At 50.6% G+C, this 16,090-nt stretch carries 15 protein-coding genes and 4 tRNA genes; 16 read left to right on the plus strand and 3 right to left on the minus strand.

The window, feature by feature from the left end; translation table 11 throughout:
* The first annotated feature begins 143 nt into the window (after positions 1-143).
* From ACTQ34_RS12005 to ACTQ34_RS12070, 14 genes are all read left to right on the plus strand, one after another.
* Complete coding sequence (locus tag ACTQ34_RS12005) at positions 144-440, plus strand: YerC/YecD family TrpR-related protein (RefSeq protein WP_297283087.1); 297 nt, start codon at positions 144-146, stop codon at positions 438-440.
* Positions 433-1,173, plus strand: coding sequence for a class I SAM-dependent DNA methyltransferase (locus tag ACTQ34_RS12010; protein WP_441364033.1), 741 nt, complete (start codon positions 433-435; stop codon positions 1,171-1,173). The genes ACTQ34_RS12005 and ACTQ34_RS12010 overlap by 8 nt, the downstream gene beginning before the upstream one ends.
* A 6-nt stretch (positions 1,174-1,179) precedes the next feature.
* Complete coding sequence (gene hslO / locus ACTQ34_RS12015) at positions 1,180-2,061, plus strand: Hsp33 family molecular chaperone HslO (protein ID WP_441364034.1); 882 nt, start codon at positions 1,180-1,182, stop codon at positions 2,059-2,061.
* Between the two features lie 84 nt (positions 2,062-2,145).
* Positions 2,146-2,222, plus strand: a tRNA-Asp gene (locus ACTQ34_RS12020).
* Positions 2,223-2,254: 32 nt separating this feature from the next.
* Positions 2,255-2,330: transfer RNA gene (locus tag ACTQ34_RS12025), tRNA-Phe, on the plus strand.
* A gap of 7 nt (positions 2,331-2,337) precedes the next feature.
* A tRNA-Gly gene (locus ACTQ34_RS12030) sits at positions 2,338-2,413 on the plus strand.
* A 5-nt stretch (positions 2,414-2,418) separates the two neighbouring features.
* Positions 2,419-2,492 (plus strand) — tRNA-Cys (locus tag ACTQ34_RS12035).
* Between the two features lie 127 nt (positions 2,493-2,619).
* On the plus strand, positions 2,620-3,321 hold the full coding sequence (locus tag ACTQ34_RS12040; RefSeq protein WP_441364035.1) for a response regulator transcription factor: 702 nt from the start codon (positions 2,620-2,622) through the stop codon (positions 3,319-3,321).
* Positions 3,318-5,402 carry a sensor histidine kinase gene (locus ACTQ34_RS12045; RefSeq protein WP_441364036.1) on the plus strand — a complete coding sequence of 695 codons (2,085 nt, stop codon included), beginning with the start codon at positions 3,318-3,320 and terminating at the stop codon, positions 5,400-5,402. The genes ACTQ34_RS12040 and ACTQ34_RS12045 overlap by 4 nt, the downstream gene beginning before the upstream one ends.
* Positions 5,403-5,553: 151 nt before the next feature.
* Entirely contained in the window at positions 5,554-5,931 is a 378-nt protein-coding gene (locus ACTQ34_RS12050) for a GntR family transcriptional regulator (protein ID WP_441364037.1), read from the plus strand.
* Positions 5,931-6,782, plus strand: coding sequence for an ABC transporter ATP-binding protein (locus tag ACTQ34_RS12055; protein ID WP_441364038.1), 852 nt, complete (start codon positions 5,931-5,933; stop codon positions 6,780-6,782). Before ACTQ34_RS12050 ends, ACTQ34_RS12055 begins: the two co-directional genes overlap by 1 nt.
* On the plus strand, positions 6,779-7,438 hold the full coding sequence (locus ACTQ34_RS12060) for an ABC-2 transporter permease (protein WP_441364039.1): 660 nt from the start codon (positions 6,779-6,781) through the stop codon (positions 7,436-7,438). Before ACTQ34_RS12055 ends, ACTQ34_RS12060 begins: the two co-directional genes overlap by 4 nt.
* A 2-nt stretch (positions 7,439-7,440) precedes the next feature.
* Positions 7,441-7,590 carry a hypothetical protein gene (locus ACTQ34_RS12065; RefSeq protein ID WP_441364040.1) on the plus strand — a complete coding sequence of 50 codons (150 nt, stop codon included), beginning with the start codon at positions 7,441-7,443 and terminating at the stop codon, positions 7,588-7,590.
* 63 nt (positions 7,591-7,653) lie between these two features.
* Positions 7,654-8,118 (plus strand): TspO/MBR family protein, encoded by a 465-nt coding sequence (locus tag ACTQ34_RS12070; RefSeq protein WP_441364041.1) that lies wholly within the window; start codon positions 7,654-7,656, stop codon positions 8,116-8,118.
* A gap of 66 nt (positions 8,119-8,184) precedes the next feature.
* Here ACTQ34_RS12070 and ACTQ34_RS12075 read toward each other — a convergent pair whose 3' ends face one another.
* Positions 8,185-8,847, minus strand: a complete 663-nt coding sequence (locus ACTQ34_RS12075; RefSeq protein WP_441364042.1) for a gamma-glutamyl-gamma-aminobutyrate hydrolase family protein — start codon at positions 8,845-8,847, stop codon at positions 8,185-8,187.
* A gap of 117 nt (positions 8,848-8,964) precedes the next feature.
* On the opposite strand from ACTQ34_RS12075, the gene ACTQ34_RS12080 reads away from it, so the two are divergent.
* A complete protein-coding gene (locus ACTQ34_RS12080) occupies positions 8,965-10,752 on the plus strand; it encodes a Na/Pi cotransporter family protein (RefSeq protein ID WP_441364043.1) in 1,788 nt (595 codons plus the stop codon).
* A gap of 45 nt (positions 10,753-10,797) precedes the next feature.
* On the opposite strand, the gene ACTQ34_RS12085 is transcribed toward ACTQ34_RS12080, so the two are convergent.
* Together ACTQ34_RS12085 and ACTQ34_RS12090 are read right to left on the minus strand one after the other, a co-directional pair.
* Positions 10,798-12,903: a hypothetical protein gene (locus tag ACTQ34_RS12085; RefSeq protein ID WP_441364044.1), complete on the minus strand. Its 2,106-nt coding sequence runs from the start codon at positions 12,901-12,903 to the stop codon at positions 10,798-10,800.
* Entirely contained in the window at positions 12,890-15,202 is a 2,313-nt protein-coding gene (locus ACTQ34_RS12090) for an MMPL family transporter (RefSeq protein WP_441364045.1), read from the minus strand. Before ACTQ34_RS12090 ends, ACTQ34_RS12085 begins: the two co-directional genes overlap by 14 nt.
* A gap of 170 nt (positions 15,203-15,372) precedes the next feature.
* Here ACTQ34_RS12090 and ACTQ34_RS12095 point away from each other — a divergent pair, with 170 nt between their 5' ends.
* The gene (locus tag ACTQ34_RS12095; protein WP_441364046.1) at positions 15,373-15,921 is read left to right on the plus strand and encodes a TetR/AcrR family transcriptional regulator C-terminal domain-containing protein; all 549 of its coding nucleotides are present in this window, start codon (positions 15,373-15,375) and stop codon (positions 15,919-15,921) included.
* The last annotated feature ends 169 nt before the right edge of the window (positions 15,922-16,090 follow it).

Below are 16,090 nucleotides of genomic sequence, written 5' to 3' on the forward strand. Positions count from 1 at the left end.
ACCGCATCCTTTTCGGATGCGGTTCGTTTTTTGTTGGAAAAGAAAAGAACAGTTTGTAAGTTGGTTTTCATACTTTACATTATGAAAGCGCTGTGTTATAATCAAATAATCAGAAACACAATATGCAGTAGGAGGGATATATCTTGAATCGAAAGCTCAAAGATGAGGATATGGACATCTTGTTTCGAGGAATCCTGAAGCTCAAGACAGTGGAAGATTGTTATGACTTTTTTGAGGATTTATGTACAATCGCTGAGCTTCGTGCAATGGTGCAGCGCTTTCAAGTTGCTCGCATGTTGGACGAGGGCCGTATTTACAGTGATATTGTGCAGGAAACCGGTGCATCGACGGCTACTATCAGCCGTGTCAATAAATGCTTGGTATATGGGTCCGACGGATACCGTAAAATGCTGGACCGCCTAAAGGAAGACGATGAATAGTTATCAAACTCTGTCGGCATACTATGACCGCTTTACAGATGATGTAGGCTATGAGCAGTGGGCGGACTTTTTTGTTGCGTTGTTTGCGCGTGAGGGTGTAAAACCGAAGCTCGTTCTCGATCTGGCCTGTGGCACGGGCAGTCTGACGCGATTGCTGGCACAGCGCGGATACGACATGATCGGTGTGGATGCATCCCCCGAAATGCTCATGCAGGCGATGCAGAACACCTTTGACTGCGAACCGCGTCCGCTGTTTCTCAATCAGCGCATGGAGCAGCTTGATTTGTACGGCACGGTGGATGTATGCCTGTGCTGTCTGGACAGCGTTAATTACGTGACGGAACCGGCGGTGCTGCAAAAGGCGTTCGACCGGGTACACTTATTCCTGGAGCCCAAAACGGGTTTATTCGTGTTCGACATCAATACGCCGGAAAAGTTTGCGCGCATCGATGGTAACAGCTATGTGTGCGAGGATGAGGACGTGTTTTGCGTCTGGCAGGCCGCGGTAGAGGACGGTCTGTGCGCCTATCAGTTCGATATTTTTGAACGGGGCGGTGATGCATGGACACGAGCGCAGGAGACGCATGAGGAGCGCATTTACACCATTCCGGAACTGATTGCCATGTTGGAAAAAGCAGGCTTTTCCGAAATCAAAACCTATGGAGACCAATCGTTCTCACCGGTACAGGGTGGGGAAGATAGGGTCTATATTACCGCACGAAAGAGAGATTAAACAAATATGAGCGATACGTTACTTCGCGCAATCGCCCGGGATGCGGGCATTCAGATTTCCGCCGCCGTGACGACCGGATTGGTCGAGCGTGCGCGGGAGATTCACGATACTACGCCGGTGGCGACTGCGGCGCTCGGCCGCACCCTGACAGCAACAGCGATTATGGGTAGCCAGCTCAAGACCGATGATGGTTCGGTCACTGTACAGGTTAAGGGAAACGGGCCGCTGGGGACGATTGTGTGCGTCGGCGATGCGGATGGCTGGGTACGCGGTTATCTGCAGAATGCGGGCTGTGAGCTGCCGCTGCGCGCGGATGGTAAGCTGGACGTGGGCGGCGGTGTAGGTCGTGGCTATCTGATGGTGATAAAGGACATTGGGTTGAAAGACCCAATTACCGGAACGGTTGCATTGGTCAACGGTGAAATTGCCGAGGATTTGACACGCTATTTTGCGGAGAGCGAGCAAATTCCGTCGGCGTGCGCGTTGGGTGTGCTGGTGGATACCGACCGTTCGGTCAAGTGCGCGGGCGGCTGGCTGGTGCAGCTGATGCCGGGTGTCAAGGATGCGGATATTGACCGTCTGGAAGCCAATCTAGCAAAAACTGAGCCGATGACCACAATGCTGGACAAAGGGATGACGCTCGAGCAAATCGTGCAGACCGTGCTGGACGGCTTTGCAGTTGACTTTTTGCAGACCGATCCGATCGGCTACCGTTGCGCGTGCAGCCGGGAGAAGGTGGAGCGCGCTCTGCTCAGCATGGGAAAAAACGAATTATCCAAGATGGCGGAAGAACAGGAAAAAAGTGAGGTAACCTGCCAGTTTTGCGATAAAGTCTATGTTTTTTCGCGGGAAGAGTTGCGGCAGCTTTTGGCGCATGCAGAAAAATAAAAAAATCGTCAAAAAAGTGTTGACATTTCGCTGATGTTTCGATATAATAAATCTCGCCGCTGATGATTACGGCGGCGGCGATTCGGCCCGGTAGCTCAGTTGGTTAGAGCGCCAGCCTGTCACGCTGGAGGCCGTGGGTTCAAGTCCCATCCGGGTCGCCATTTCTTCAGTCTCAACCGATTGAAGAAAACTTGCCTCTGTAGCTCAGTCGGTAGAGCAGGGGACTGAAAATCCCCGTGTCGGTGGTTCGATTCCGCCCGGAGGCACCATAAATATGCGGCTGTAGCTCATCTGGTAGAGCGCCACCTTGCCAAGGTGGAGGTAGCGAGTTCGAGCCTCGTCAGCCGCTCCATATCTGGTACCATAGCCAAGCGGTAAGGCGTGGGACTGCAACTCCCTGATCCCCAGTTCGATTCTGGGTGGTACCTCCAAAAAAAGAGACGCCAATATGGCGTCTCTTTTTTTGCGTTCTTAAAACAATAAGAAATTCTTAAGAATTTCATGAGGAAAATCAACAGAAACCTTTGTTATCATAGAACCATAGAGGAGGGGGACATCATGGACAAACTTACGGTATTGGTGGTGGACGATGATAAGGAGATTGTAGACAGCATTGCGATTTTCTTGCAGGCGGATGGATACGCAGTCGAAAAAGCCTATAACGGCCTGGAAGCGCTGGACATCGTTATGACGCGTGCGGTACATCTGCTGCTGCTGGACATCATGATGCCCGAACTGGATGGCATTAAGACGCTGCTCAAGGTGCGGGAGAGCAAGAACATTCCGATTATTTTGATTTCCGCTAAAAGTGAGGATGCGGATAAGATTCTCGGTTTGACGGCGGGCGCGGACGATTATATCACTAAGCCGTTTAATCCGTCCGAACTGGTGGCGCGCGTCAAAAGTCAGCTGCGGCGCTATACGCAGCTTGGTGCGATGCAGATGACGGAAAAGCAGATTGCTATTCGCGGGTTGGTGCTCGATACCGAGAGTAAAACGGTAACGGTAGATGGTGAGGCGGTGCGCTTGACGCCGCTTGAGTACAAAATCCTCGAACTGCTGTGCCGTCATCCGGGTAAGGTATTCTCTACCGAGGAGATTTATCGGCAGGTATGGAACGACGAGGCGGTGTCGGACAATGCGATTGCGGTGCATGTGCGGCACATCCGTGAAAAGATTGAAATCAACCCGAAGGAACCGCGTTACCTCAAGGTTGTGTGGGGCGTGGGCTATAAGATAGAGAGGAGTGAGGGAACATGAAAAAAGTGATGCGGTCGCCCATTCTCAAGGGCGCGGCATTCATACTGTGTTTGGTCTGCGTAGCGGTGGCTGGATTGACGTTGGGTAACACAACGCAGTGGTTTTTTGATAAAAGTCAGAAAAACGGCGCAAACCTATATCAGTTCGAGTCGAGTTTTGAAAATTCGCAGGTGCTTACCAGTGAATTCGGTGACGCGCTCAATATTCTGGACAGCGCAAGGCACAACGGGATTCAGCCGCAGGAGCTGGCCGATCGGATGAATGTCTATTTCATTGGCGATTATTATGCCAAGTTTGGGGATAATATCTACAAAAATGCCAATCTGACCGAAAGTGGCATCAAGACGGCGCCGTATTACGTTGTTATTCGTCCCGGCGACTGGTATGGCAATGTGGCTTTGGATGACTACGCGTATGAGTTGTCCGGCTGGACGAGCGCCTACGACTCTTATTGGGATGATAGCTTGGTGGCGGAAAAAGCGGCGCTGCGCCAGCAATTACGGGAGGATGACTGCATCCTGCTGCGCATGACTGGTGAACAGGTATCTGTCATACAAAGTGAGTGGCAGCAGGGTTACGATATGTTCCAAGGTGCGATATTTAAGTGCATCGCCCTGCTTTTTGTCGCTCTGATTGCATTTCTGTATTTGCTGTTTGTCGCGGGCCGCCGGCCGGAGGACGAGGATGTGCATCTTCTGCTGATCGACCGGATGTATGTGGAATTCAACTTGGCGTTGATCGCGGGCACTGTGATTGGTACGGCGGCAGTAGTGTTTGCCTTATTGGATGCTGGAATAAATGGCGGTGAAAGCGGCGTGTTGGGACTAATCACCAAGCTGCTGACCGCACTGCTGGTCTGTGCGTTTGCACTGGTGATGGCGCTCATTCTCTCCCTCGTGCGCAACCTAAAAAACCGTTCCTTTGTCCAGCGTTCGTTTATCCTACGCATGATTCGCTGGTGTTGGCGTACGGTGGTACGTCTGCTGCGTTGGTTCATCCAGCTGTTCCGTAGCGCGTGGCATGGTGTAGGGCGAGGGAAGAATAACCTGTGGCAAAAGGTGTTTGCGAATTACAAGACGCGAAACGCATTATTGATTTTCACCGGTTATTCTGCGGTGCTTGCTGTGCTTGCGATGCTGTTTGGGATAATGTGGTATGTGTCAAGCGGTATGCCTTCGTTTGTATTCTTCGTACTTGCGGTGGCATGGGTTGCGGTATCTGCCGCGTTTACTTTTAAGCGGTTAGACGGCTTTGACCGCATTGTAGATGCGCTCAAGCGCCTGCGTGGCGGTGACCTAACCTACAAGCTGGACAACATGCCTGCGGGTGTATTCGCTGCAATGGCGGACGATATCAACTCGCTGGGCGACGGCATGCAGCTTGCCTTGCAAAACGAGGTGCGTGCGGAGCGCATGAAGAGCGAACTGATTACCAACGTCAGCCATGATTTGAAAACTCCGTTGACCTCGATTCTCAACTATTCGGATCTGCTCTGTCAGGAACATTTGACGCCGGAGGAGGCAAACGACTACGCCAAGATCATCCACCAGAAGGGGATACGGCTGAAAAATCTGACGAGCGACCTGTTTGACATTTCAAAGGTGCAGTCGGGTGCAGAGCAGATTTTCTGTGAGCGGCTGGATGCATGTACGTTGGTGCGACAGGCGCTGGGTGAGCAGGATCAGTCAATCGGGGACGGTAAGCTGGCGCTTAAGGTTGAACTGCCGGAACATGAGGTGCCAATCTGGGCGGATGGAAAGAAAATGTCCCGAGTGATGGAAAATCTGATTGGCAATTGCATTAAATATGCAATGCCGGGTACGCGCGTGTTTGTGTCGGTCATGGAACAAGAAAATAACGCGGTGATTGAATTGAAAAACATCGCCAATTACGCAATGGATTTTGATGCAAATGAGATCACCGAGCGATTTGTCCGCGGCGATGCGGCGCGTTCGACCGAGGGCAGCGGACTCGGCCTTGCAATCGCAAAAAGCTATGTTGAAGCCTGTGGCGGTACGTTTGTGGTTTTGGTCGACGGAGATTTGTTCAAAGTTCAAATAACCTTTCCAATTCAGCATTGAAAAAAGAATATGGATGGAGAGTGAGCCGACCCGGCAAAATGCCGGGTCGGATTTTTTATACGTAGATATTCGCATAATTTTTTTCGCAGAGGGTTGACATAATGTCTATATTGTATATAATGAGTATATACGATATGGAAGGGGAGGGGCAATGAACATCATCCTGTCGAATGTGGAAGGCACACCGATTTATGAGCAAATTGCACGGCAAATCAAGGCTAAGATTGTCGGTGGTGAGCTACAGCCAGGAGAAGCGCTGCCGTCTATGCGCTTACTGGCGAAGGAGCTGCGCATCAGTGTGATTACAACCAAACGTGCGTATGAGGAGTTGGAGCGGGAAGGGTTTATCATCAGCCAGACCGGTCGCGGCAGCTTCGTGGCCCCAGTGGGGGTGGAGTTGCTGCGCGAAGAACAGCTCCGTCGGGTGGAGACACATCTGGAAGAGGCGGCAAAAGCGGCGCACCTGGGAAATCTGAAAAAGGGTGAATTTCTTGAGATTGCAGCCGCGGTATTTGAGGAGGGGATCTGATGAAAAACGCATTGGAGATTACGGGGCTGTGTAAGCAATATAAAGGATTTTCGCTCAAGAATGTCTCATTTACGCTGCCAAGCGGCTGTGTAATGGGGTTTATTGGAGAAAATGGTGCGGGCAAGAGCACAACCATCAAAGCAATTCTGAATTTGATTCACCGCGATGCAGGCAGTATCCACTTGTTGGGGCAGGACAATATTGCAGACGAGCGCGCGGTTAAAGAACGAATCGGCGTGGTGCTTGAGGATGGTTGTTTTCTCAACACCATGAGTGCTCGTCAAGTGGATGTTCTGATGGGAAAGGCATATCAAAATTGGCATTCTGAGCAGTTTTTTGGATTTTTGAAACGATTTGGTATCGATACAGACAAAAAAATCAAGGACTATTCTAAAGGCATGCGCATGAAGGTCAATATTGCCGCGGCGATGTCGCACGATGCGGAGTTGCTTCTCATGGATGAGCCAACCAGCGGTCTTGACCCAGTTGTGCGTGATGAGGTACTCGATTTGTTTTATGACTTCATGCAGGATGAAGGACACTCGATTCTAATGTCCAGTCATATCACAAGCGATCTGGACAAAATTGCGGATTATATCACATTTATTCATCAGGGACGGATCGTGTTGTCCGAGCCGCGCGATGAGATATTGGATACCTATGGTGTGCTGCACTGCACGGCAGAGCAACTTGCCGCACTTGACCCATCTGCGGTGCGCGGCAAGCGTATGGGAGTATTTGGATGCGAAGCACTGGTACGTCGTGATGGTGTGCCCGCCAACTGGTCGGTCGAGCCGGTCAACATTGAGCAGATGATGCTGTTTTTGACCAGAGGGGAGGATGCAAAATGAAAGCAATGCTGTATGCGGACTGGATGAATTTCCGACAGTCAATTCGTTCGATGCTGTTTATTCTGGTGGTGTTTGCGTTCGCCGCTTTTGCATGGAGCGGGCCGATGTTTTTCATCATGATCGTCGCAATGCTTAGCATTATGCTACCAGCGACGCTGTGCGCCTCGGATCAGGCTTATGGTTGGGATAAACTCAGCCTGTCGCTGCCGATTTTGCGGCAAGAAGTGGTCAGAAGCAAGTATCTGATGGGGCTGTTGGTCAATTTGGCACTGCTTGCGCTGGCCGCAGCAATGACGGTGGTCTATTCGCTGGTCGATCCATCAACATCAATGATGGAAAATATGCTCAGTCTGTTTGGAGGCGAGTTGCTCTCTTTGCTGCTGATGGGGCTAATGTTCGCGGTAACGTTTAAATTCGGCGTGGAGAAGTCGAGGTATATCCTGATTGTAGTGGTTTGGATACCAATTCTGGCGATGGCGGGAATTGTAAAGTTCGGCATTATTCCTGGCATAGTGGATGCAATCAAACAGGGATTTCATCGACTGGAGACCGCACCAATTGCCCTACCGATGATAGCAGCACTGATCATCTGCTTTGTGGTGTACATGATAAGCTATGTTGTCAGCGTACACACCTACCAGAAAAAGGAACTGTGAAAATGAATTTCTGCGAATACTGTGGCAGAACTTTTGACGATGACCAAGAAACCTGCCCAGACTGCGGTGCAAAGCTGCGCCCTTTGCTGGACGGCGAGACTGAGGACAACGCGTTGACAGTAGAGGAAATGCTGCTGCTCGGCTTATTGTAAATATGTTTTGATGCATAAAAACGCGCAGCAAACCATATCCTGACCGTAAAGGGAGGGAGAGAATTGCTGTGGGTTTGGGTAATAGGCCTTGCGCTTCCGTTGGCGGTTGGTGGTTTGGCCGGTTGGCTGACCATGGGAAGCATGGCCACATACGACGCGCTGGTGCAGCCGCCGCTGGCACCGCCGCCATGGGTGTTTCCCGTAGTCTGGTCGATATTGTATCTGTTGATGGGCATTGCCAGCGTACTAGTTTGGAAGGCCGATGTGGAGCAAGATGAGAAAAAGCAGGCGTTGACTTGGTATGGCGTACAGCTTGCCGTCAACTTTGTTTGGCCGCTGCTGTTTTTTAACGCAGGCTTATACGGAATTGCGCTCATGTGGCTGGTGCTGCTGCTGGCGTTGGTGGCGGCAACGATTGTGGCCTTTCGGCAAATCAATCCGACTGCCGCGTGGTTACTGGTGCCGTATGCGTTGTGGCTGCTGTTTGCGACGTATCTGAACGCAGCAATTTGGTTGCTGAACCGCTGAAATGGTGTAACGGACAAAAAGGAGCGGGGAATTGTCCCTGCTCCTTTTCTGTTTCGGAAATTTGTATCAGCAATGTTCGCACAGCCAGGAAAACAGCGGCAGGTGATTGCCCTCTGCCACATCTACGCATATCGATGGCACCATACGCTCCGGGTGCCATTGCACACCGAGCAGCGCTGCGGAAGGGTGGACAAGCGCTTCCACCGATTCGTCCGGCGCATGGGCAACAGCCGTTAAATCATCTGCGATGCGGTCAACAATCTGATGATGGTAGCTGTTGACCATAGCATTTGCACCAATTTGTTCAGCAAGCCAGCCGATGCAGTGAACGGCATGACAGCAGTTTGCGTGACCGTCTGTGTGCTGTTGCAGGGTGCCGCCGAGAAAGACGTTGATGGCCTGCATTCCACGGCAGATGCCAAGCACCGGCTTGCTTCGCGTAAAAAACGAGTCGAATAGTGCCTGCTCTTCTGCGTCGCGGACGGAGTCGATGGACAGCTTATCACAGGTGCACGTCTGCCCGTATCGGGCGGGATGAATATCGCCGCCACCCGCCAGCAGTAAGCCGTCACAACGTTCTGCCAGTGCGGAGGCGGAGGTGCCACTGTATAGCACACCGGCGCCGCCGGCTGCGGATAGGCAGGCGGCGTATAATTCCGATTGACGGCGGCGCATGGACAAAGTGTCCATAAAACGTCCGCTGGAAATCAATATTAACGGGGCTTTCACACAATATCCCTCCATGAAAAGTTTTTATCGTTGACAGAGAATAGCGAAAACAGTATACTGGGAAATGTATGGGGAACATCAGAGATTTGTAAGAGAGATGTGAAACGGAGGAAACCCATGGACTTTAATGCGCTGTCCATTGTGCAGTTGATTGGCGGTTTAGCGCTGTTCATCTACGGCATGACGACAATGGGGAAGGGTCTGGAGCGTGCGGCAGGCTCGAAATTGGAAAAAACACTGGAAAAAATGACCGGCAATGTGTTTAAGGCATTGCTGATGGGCATGGTGGTAACGATGGTGATTCAGTCATCATCGGCTACGACCGTTATGGTGGTCGGTTTTGTCAATGCTGGCATCATGTCGCTGCGACAGTCCGTTGGCGTGATTTTAGGCGCGAACATCGGTACGACGATTACAGCGCAAATCCTGCGTCTGGACAGCGGCGGAGCGGTGAGCGAAAATCTTTTCATGCAAATGCTCAAACCGAAAAATTTGGCTTATGTGATTGTACTTGCAGGCGTCATTATTATGATGCTGGCCAAAAAGCGCCGCACACGTGATATTGCGGATATTTTTTCCGGTTTCGGTATTCTGTTCATCGGTATGTCGGTGATGGAGAGCGCGGTTGCACCGCTTGCAGATTTGCCGCAGTTTGCGCAGCTGTTTGCAACGATTGCAAATCCGGTTCTGGGTGTGCTGGTTGGTGCGGGTGTCACCGCGATTATCCAGTCTTCTTCGGCGTCGGTTGGTATTTTGCAGGCGCTGTCTACCACAGGAGCAATCACCTATGCAGCGGCGATTCCCATCATTTTGGGACAAAATATCGGTACCTGTATCACTGCTTTTCTGTCCTCGCTAGGCGGCTCGAAGAACGCACGCCGCACTGCGATGGTTCACTTTTATTTTAATCTGATTGGTTCCATTGTGTTCCTTATCGCGGTTTATGCGATTGAATATACTGTCGGCTTTTCCTTCTGGAACTCCGCGATTGACAAGGGAGGCATTGCAAACTTCCATACGCTGTTCAATGTCACCTGCACGATTCTGTTTCTGCCGTTTACCGGGCTGCTGGTAAAGCTGGCCACATGGAGCGTACCCTCCGGCGAGGTACAGGAGGATCCGCTTGCAAAGCTGGAGCCGCGCTTTCTGACCACGCCGTCCCTTGCACTGGAGCAGGCGCAGCGGTGTATTGCGGATATGGGGGATGCGGCCAAGCAGAATTTCCATTTGGCAATCGACCCACTGTTTGGTGAGGAAATGCCGAAGGAGGATATTTTCCGAGAACACGAGAGCTTTTTGGATCGTGCGGAAGTGGAGATTGGTCGTTATTTGACCAATATTCATAATATTCGTTCGGTGGATCAGCGGCGGCAGTTGGCCGAGATGATGCATTCACTTTCTGATTTCGAAAAAATTGGCGACTATGCGCAGAATATTTTTGGCAGAGTAGATGAGTTCCGCCAAGGGGATATGTCGTTCTCACCGGCAGCCATGCAAGAGCTGCATGCGATGTGCAGTGCGGTCGGCGAAGCGCTTGACTTGACAGTGGAAGGCTATGTGACGCGATCGGTATCGGTGGCTAGAACTGTGGAACCGATTGAAGAAGTGGTCGATACGCTTAAGGAGCGTCTCAAGAGCCGTCATATTGAGCGATTGAGCCGAAATGAATGCACGATGCAGACCGGTATTCATTTCCTCGATATTGTGCATGACTTGGAAAAAATCAGTGATCATTGCTCCAATATTGCGATTTACACCATTCAGCTCGGCGAAGGCGCGGAGGAATTCGATACGCATGCCTATGCTAAGCAGGAATACAAGGCAACGCCGCAGTTTGCAGAGAAGCTGCGTTATTATCAGCAAAAGTATTTGACACAGGTTGAGCAAATAGCGGAGAAAAACTGACGCTTGGAAAGAAAGCGCCGCGTTCTATCGAACGCGGCGCTTTTATTATGTGTTTTCCGAGGTGAATACACCATAGACAGCGGAAAATAGTTTTTTAAAAATATTAACAATGCGAGAAAGAACGCCCTGATCATCATCGGATGTATCCGATAAGGCAGCATCCGAATCGGAAGGGGTGGATATTTCCTGCGTGCGCAGGATAAATTGCAGGCTGGATGGAGTTGGATTTTGGGATGAGGTAACAGATTGCAGCGCTGCTTCGGCATCAATGTTCAGTACGTTGGTATCCTCTTCCAAATCCTTTTCTGCATCGTTGATTGCACTGTGAATGGAATCGTTAGCATTTTGCAGATTGGAGGAGCTGTTGGACGAAGATGCACGGTTGAGCACATCGATGAGACCATCCAGCGAGGTCTGCAAGCTGGTATCTGACTTGTCACGGATCGCGCGCAGATTGTCTGTCGCCGATTGCAGCAAATCGTTGGCAGATGTGAGAGTCTTTGTCAGAGCAACCATCAAATCAGAGCATTTATCCGCAGCGGAATTTGTGGTTTCGGTCATCTGGTCAAGAGAAGCGGAAAGGGCAGGAATATCCGCAATCAGCTGATGCACACGCTCGAGTGTTTGGTCTGCCAAAACAGTAAGATCCTTACCTTCTCCAATCAGATCTTGTGGCAAACCATCATAGTCACTCAGTACGTCGCTGATTTGATCCAGACTATTGAGCGTGGAATCCGCTGTTCCGAGAAGCCCATTGGTATCGGAAAGGATGTCTTCCAGAGCACGAATGCATTGCTTAATAGCAGAAAGGGAACCGGTAGCACTGCTTACAAGAGAGGAAAGCAGGGAATACAACGGTTCACTCAGACCGCTGCCATCCAAGATGACTTGTAAAGCGGAAATTTGGCTGCTGAGTGCATCTGCCTTTTCTCGAAGCGTGCTTAAATGGGTTTGCAAAGTCTTGGTGTCTTGCTTGAGGTTTTCCAAGTCGGCTTGCAGCTGACGGATGCGGAGTAAGTCATCGCCGGATGCGTTTTGCAAATCGCTGACAAAATCGTCCAGATTACTGAGTGTGGTGTCCAAATCTTTCAAAAGTTGCTGATAACCATTGATATCTTCTGTGGTAGATTGTACGGTGTCCAGCATACTGTTTATGGTCGCGCTGAGTGTAGTCAGCGTGGTTTTCATAGAATTTAGTTCGGGAATCAGCGAGTCGGTTTGTCCAGCCAGTGTTTCCAGCGAGGATAATGCGGCGTCGATCTGCGGATCAATTGTGCCTCGGTCAGCTATTAATTGCTTGCGCACAGAATTGATACCGGAAATGCCGCTTGAAAGTGCTCCCAGTCCGCTTTTCATGGACTGCATGGAGTCAAGCATACTGCTTAAGCCTTCATATAGACTGTCCCCGGAGCTTCCCAGCCGGTCCTTGATATCCCGCATATCGGACAGGATATCCAAGGAAGAGAGGGTGGCAGGTGCCATAAATAGGATAAGTCCCATGCTTTCAAAGGAATTCGAGCCGATGCGCACTGTAAATGTGCTTTCCTCACCCGGAAGACCCATGAACATGACGATTTTGTAAGTACCAATTGACTGTACCTGCGCGCCGGGGGCGTCAATGGAAAGCGCTTTGCTCATGTCAATGCCCGTGGCGCAAACCAGCATCATGTTGTTTTTGTAGTATTCTCCGGCAGCGTCGTTAGGCATTGCGTGGATATTCATTTCAATCAGACCGTTTGCACCGGCACATTTCTCGGCTTCCACCGGTACGCCGTTGAGTTTGTAAGACACGTCAAAATTCCACGGCAGCTGGATAGTGTTGCTGCTGTCCGGAACACATTCGTAATAGAAACGCTGTAAACCGTCATCTGCAAGCGCCCAAGAAACCTCACCGTCGCCCAGTGTTGGTTCGTCGAGCGTGGACATATTGTAGACATCGGAATAATTGCCGTAGTCGGTAAACTCGGTATGCCCATTCAGGCTGACGCCCTTGACGATACGGGTGTTTTCCGGCGTGCCGTAATAATCGAGATTGATATAGACCGCTTCGTCCGTTTGGATGGTGGGAGCGGCGGCTTGCGCCGCCTGCGGCAGCACGCACAGAAGTGCCAGTGCGGCCGCCGTCAGACGGCGGAATTTATGATTCATCATCCTGTTTATCCTCCTTGTTATCGGGCTGTGATGGATTGTTATCGGTATTCTGTGGTTTATGGCGAAGCGAAGAAAACAGATGAGTCAGTTTCTTTCGCATCTCCCGATGCCGTGCCCGACGGTTTTCGCGAATCTGCGCGATCAAACGCAAACGCTGCTGATGCAGTTCACTCAGTACCGGTAGAATCAGCTTTGTGCTGCGAATACGGTTCATCTTTGCATGTTTTTTCTGCGCATAGTCTGACTTTACAATCCAGCGGTCAAACAGCATCAGACAGCCGGGGAGCAAAAACAGCACCAGAATCATCGAGATAAGTGCACCGCGTCCAATCAGTTGACCTAAACCGGAAACCGCTTCGACTGAGGTCATGAAATACAAACCATAGGCCACGGTCATCAATATCATGCCGGAAGTCAGAATGGATTCCGCGCTGACGGTGACGGCACGAATAGCGGCTTCTTTTTTGTCGCCCTGCGCGCGGGCATCCAGATAATTGCCGGTCAGCAGAATAGAGTAGTCGATCGTTGCGCCGAGTTGGATACAGCTGACGATGATGAATCCGAGGAACATCGTACGCTGTCCATAAATATAAGGCATAGCGGTGTTGATGAACACAGCGCATTCGATCGGAATCAGTACGACAATTGGAAGCAATAGCGATTTATAGGTAATAGCAACGACCAGCGCAACGCCGAGCAGGGAAACCAGATTGACCAGTTGGTTATCCGGTACAATAATATCCTTGATATCCTGCGTGGACGGCGTGACGCCAACCAGATAGGTCTGTTCGTCCGGATAATAGCGTTCAATGATCGTGCGAATCTCATCTGCATACGAAAATGCAGCATCGCTTTCGCCGGCAGACCGGACATTGATGATGACTCGCGCCCAGTTTTCACCGTGCATCATGCCGGTGACGCTTTCCGGCAGGAACCCTTCCGGTATACCATCCGGCAGAACAGAAGCAAGCCCAAGCGCGTACTTCACATAGGGAAGATCGTTTATCTCCTCACACAGGGCCTTTTCCGTAACGTTACTGTCCAGCGGAATGAGCGCAAGCATCATATTGCTTTGCCCAAATTTCTCATTCATCTGCTGTTCAGCCTCATATACCGGCGTGCCGGGGGAGTTGGCAACCGCTTCGTTGCCGTAAGTAAAGTCAGCCATGCCTTGTGCAACATAGCAGGGGATAATGAGTAGGGCGACCACTGCCAGCACCGGCTTGCGCAGTTTATAGGAGAATTCGCCGAACCCGCGCCACTGGCGGGGGATAAAGGAGCGGTGCTGCGTTTTTGCAATAACGTTTTGGAAGCGCAGAATCAGTGCAGGCATCAGCAACAGTACAGTCATCAGGCTCAGTGCGATACCCTTAGCCAGCACAAAACCCATATCCGGACCGATGCCGAACCGCATGAGCGCCAGTGCAAGAAAGCCGACGATCGTGGTAGCGCCGGATGCACCAATGGAAGAAAAGGCCGTGCGCAGCGCATTGGCCATAGCTTGTTCGGGTTCCACACCGTTGGCTTTTTCCTCTGTAAAGGCATGCAGCAGGAAAATGGAGTAGTCCATCGAACAGGCAAGCTGCAAAACCGCGCCGACTGCATTGGAAAGGAAGGAGATTTCACCGAAAATGATGTTAGAGCCCATGTTGATGACAATGGCAATGCCCAACACGGACAGAAACAGTACGGGTTCGAACCACGATGTTGTCGTGAGCGTCAAAATCAAAAAGATGATGACAACCGCTAACATCATTACGCGCGCAACCTCTGCGTTGATTGTTGGGCCGAGGTTGGTATCCGAGACAGCGGAGCCTGCTACAAGTCCGCGGTCTCCGACAATCTGTTCGATTTCGGCTACGGCCTTGTGGGTACGCGAGGAAGAGTCCTTTTCCAGAAAGATGACATCCATATAAGCGTTGCCGTCTTTGTAATAGTCTTCAATGGTGGAATAATCAATAAACAAGTCGGAGCCATAGATGTTGGTTGTAGTATCACACCACATGACCATATCCACGCCATCTACTTCGGCGATGCGGTCTTTGATGTTTTTGGCTTCGTACAGTGTGACATCCTGCAGCATGACCCGTCCCATGCCGGGATAGGTAAACTCTTTCTGCATAATGTCCAGCGCCTGCGCGGAGGGAGAGGAATCCGGCAGGTATTTTGTTAAATCGTAGTTGACACCGACCATAGGGATACAGATCAGGCTGAGCACGACCAGCACAGTGAAAACTTTTTCGATCTGTTTGCGTTTATGTATGATTAGGTCGACCGGACGATGGCCTTCTTTTTTCAAATAAACACCAACTTTCCTGATAATAGATATTGTGTATAATTTTATTTCGTGATATAGTATAGAACATAAGGATAACATACACAAGAATCAAATATGATTGTTATGTATGTTAATAGACATTATAACAAAAAATGTTCATTTGAATGCAAAAAAGAATGGAGGGATGGACTATGCAGCAACAGGAGGATAAGCGCATCCGCCGGACAAAAAAACTGCTGCGACAGGCGCTGACGCGGCTGATGCAGCAAAAGGATTTCCAGAGCATTACGGTAACTGATGTTGTCCGGGAAGCAGATATTAACCGCGGAACATTTTATGCGCACTATCGGGATGTGTATGATTTGCGCGAGCGGATAGAAGCGGAGATGATTGCGGACTTTCGTGGCATGATTGCGGGTCTGCGACCCAGTGAGATTGCGACTTTGCAACCGGTTCTCAGCCGGGCGGTGGATTATCTGGAAGAAAACCGCGAAATTGTCACGGCATTGATTAAGGTCAGCGGTGTGGAGGGGTTTGGAAAAAAACTGATTGGCGTTTTGGAAGAGTGTCGGCTGGAAGGCATGCCATTCCGCAGCGTGGAAGATATATATATTGCACGGTTTGTTGCGATGGGGGTCGTGGGAATGCTGGAAAAGTGGATTACCGAAGCACAGCCGATACCCAAACATGAGATGATTTCATTAATGGCCAAGGTTTTGGCGCCCCTGATGCAATCGTGATGCAATGATTGACGGGTACCATGAAAAAACGGCGAAGGACATTTTTTGTCCTTCGCCGCAGTCTGTCGAAAAAGTCCAGCAAAAGCTGGGCTTTTTCGTTTGAGCGCGGTAAAATAGGAATAGGTGGTGAGAGCAATGCTGGAACGAGGAAAAATGGATCGGGATGTAG

This window comes from Agathobaculum sp. LCP25S3_E8 (assembly GCF_052117165.1).
Classification (GTDB): Bacteria; Bacillota; Clostridia; order Oscillospirales; family Butyricicoccaceae; genus Agathobaculum.

Excerpts from the sequence above, each read along its gene's own strand:
- ACTQ34_RS12010 (WP_441364033.1), top strand. The coding sequence starts at position 433 with ATGAATAGTTATCAAACTCTGTCGGCATACTATGACCGCTTTACAGAT.
- hslO (WP_441364034.1), top strand. The coding sequence starts at position 1,180 with ATGAGCGATACGTTACTTCGCGCAATCGCCCGGGATGCGGGCATTCAG.
- ACTQ34_RS12040 (WP_441364035.1), top strand. The coding sequence starts at position 2,620 with ATGGACAAACTTACGGTATTGGTGGTGGACGATGATAAGGAGATTGTA.
- ACTQ34_RS12045 (WP_441364036.1), top strand. The coding sequence starts at position 3,318 with ATGAAAAAAGTGATGCGGTCGCCCATTCTCAAGGGCGCGGCATTCATA.
- ACTQ34_RS12050 (WP_441364037.1), top strand. The coding sequence starts at position 5,554 with ATGAACATCATCCTGTCGAATGTGGAAGGCACACCGATTTATGAGCAA.
- ACTQ34_RS12055 (WP_441364038.1), top strand. The coding sequence starts at position 5,931 with ATGAAAAACGCATTGGAGATTACGGGGCTGTGTAAGCAATATAAAGGA.
- ACTQ34_RS12060 (WP_441364039.1), top strand. The coding sequence starts at position 6,779 with ATGAAAGCAATGCTGTATGCGGACTGGATGAATTTCCGACAGTCAATT.
- ACTQ34_RS12065 (WP_441364040.1), top strand. The coding sequence starts at position 7,441 with ATGAATTTCTGCGAATACTGTGGCAGAACTTTTGACGATGACCAAGAA.
- ACTQ34_RS12080 (WP_441364043.1), top strand. The coding sequence starts at position 8,965 with ATGGACTTTAATGCGCTGTCCATTGTGCAGTTGATTGGCGGTTTAGCG.
- ACTQ34_RS12085 (WP_441364044.1), bottom strand. The coding sequence starts at position 12,903 with ATGATGAATCATAAATTCCGCCGTCTGACGGCGGCCGCACTGGCACTT.
- ACTQ34_RS12095 (WP_441364046.1), top strand. The coding sequence starts at position 15,373 with ATGCAGCAACAGGAGGATAAGCGCATCCGCCGGACAAAAAAACTGCTG.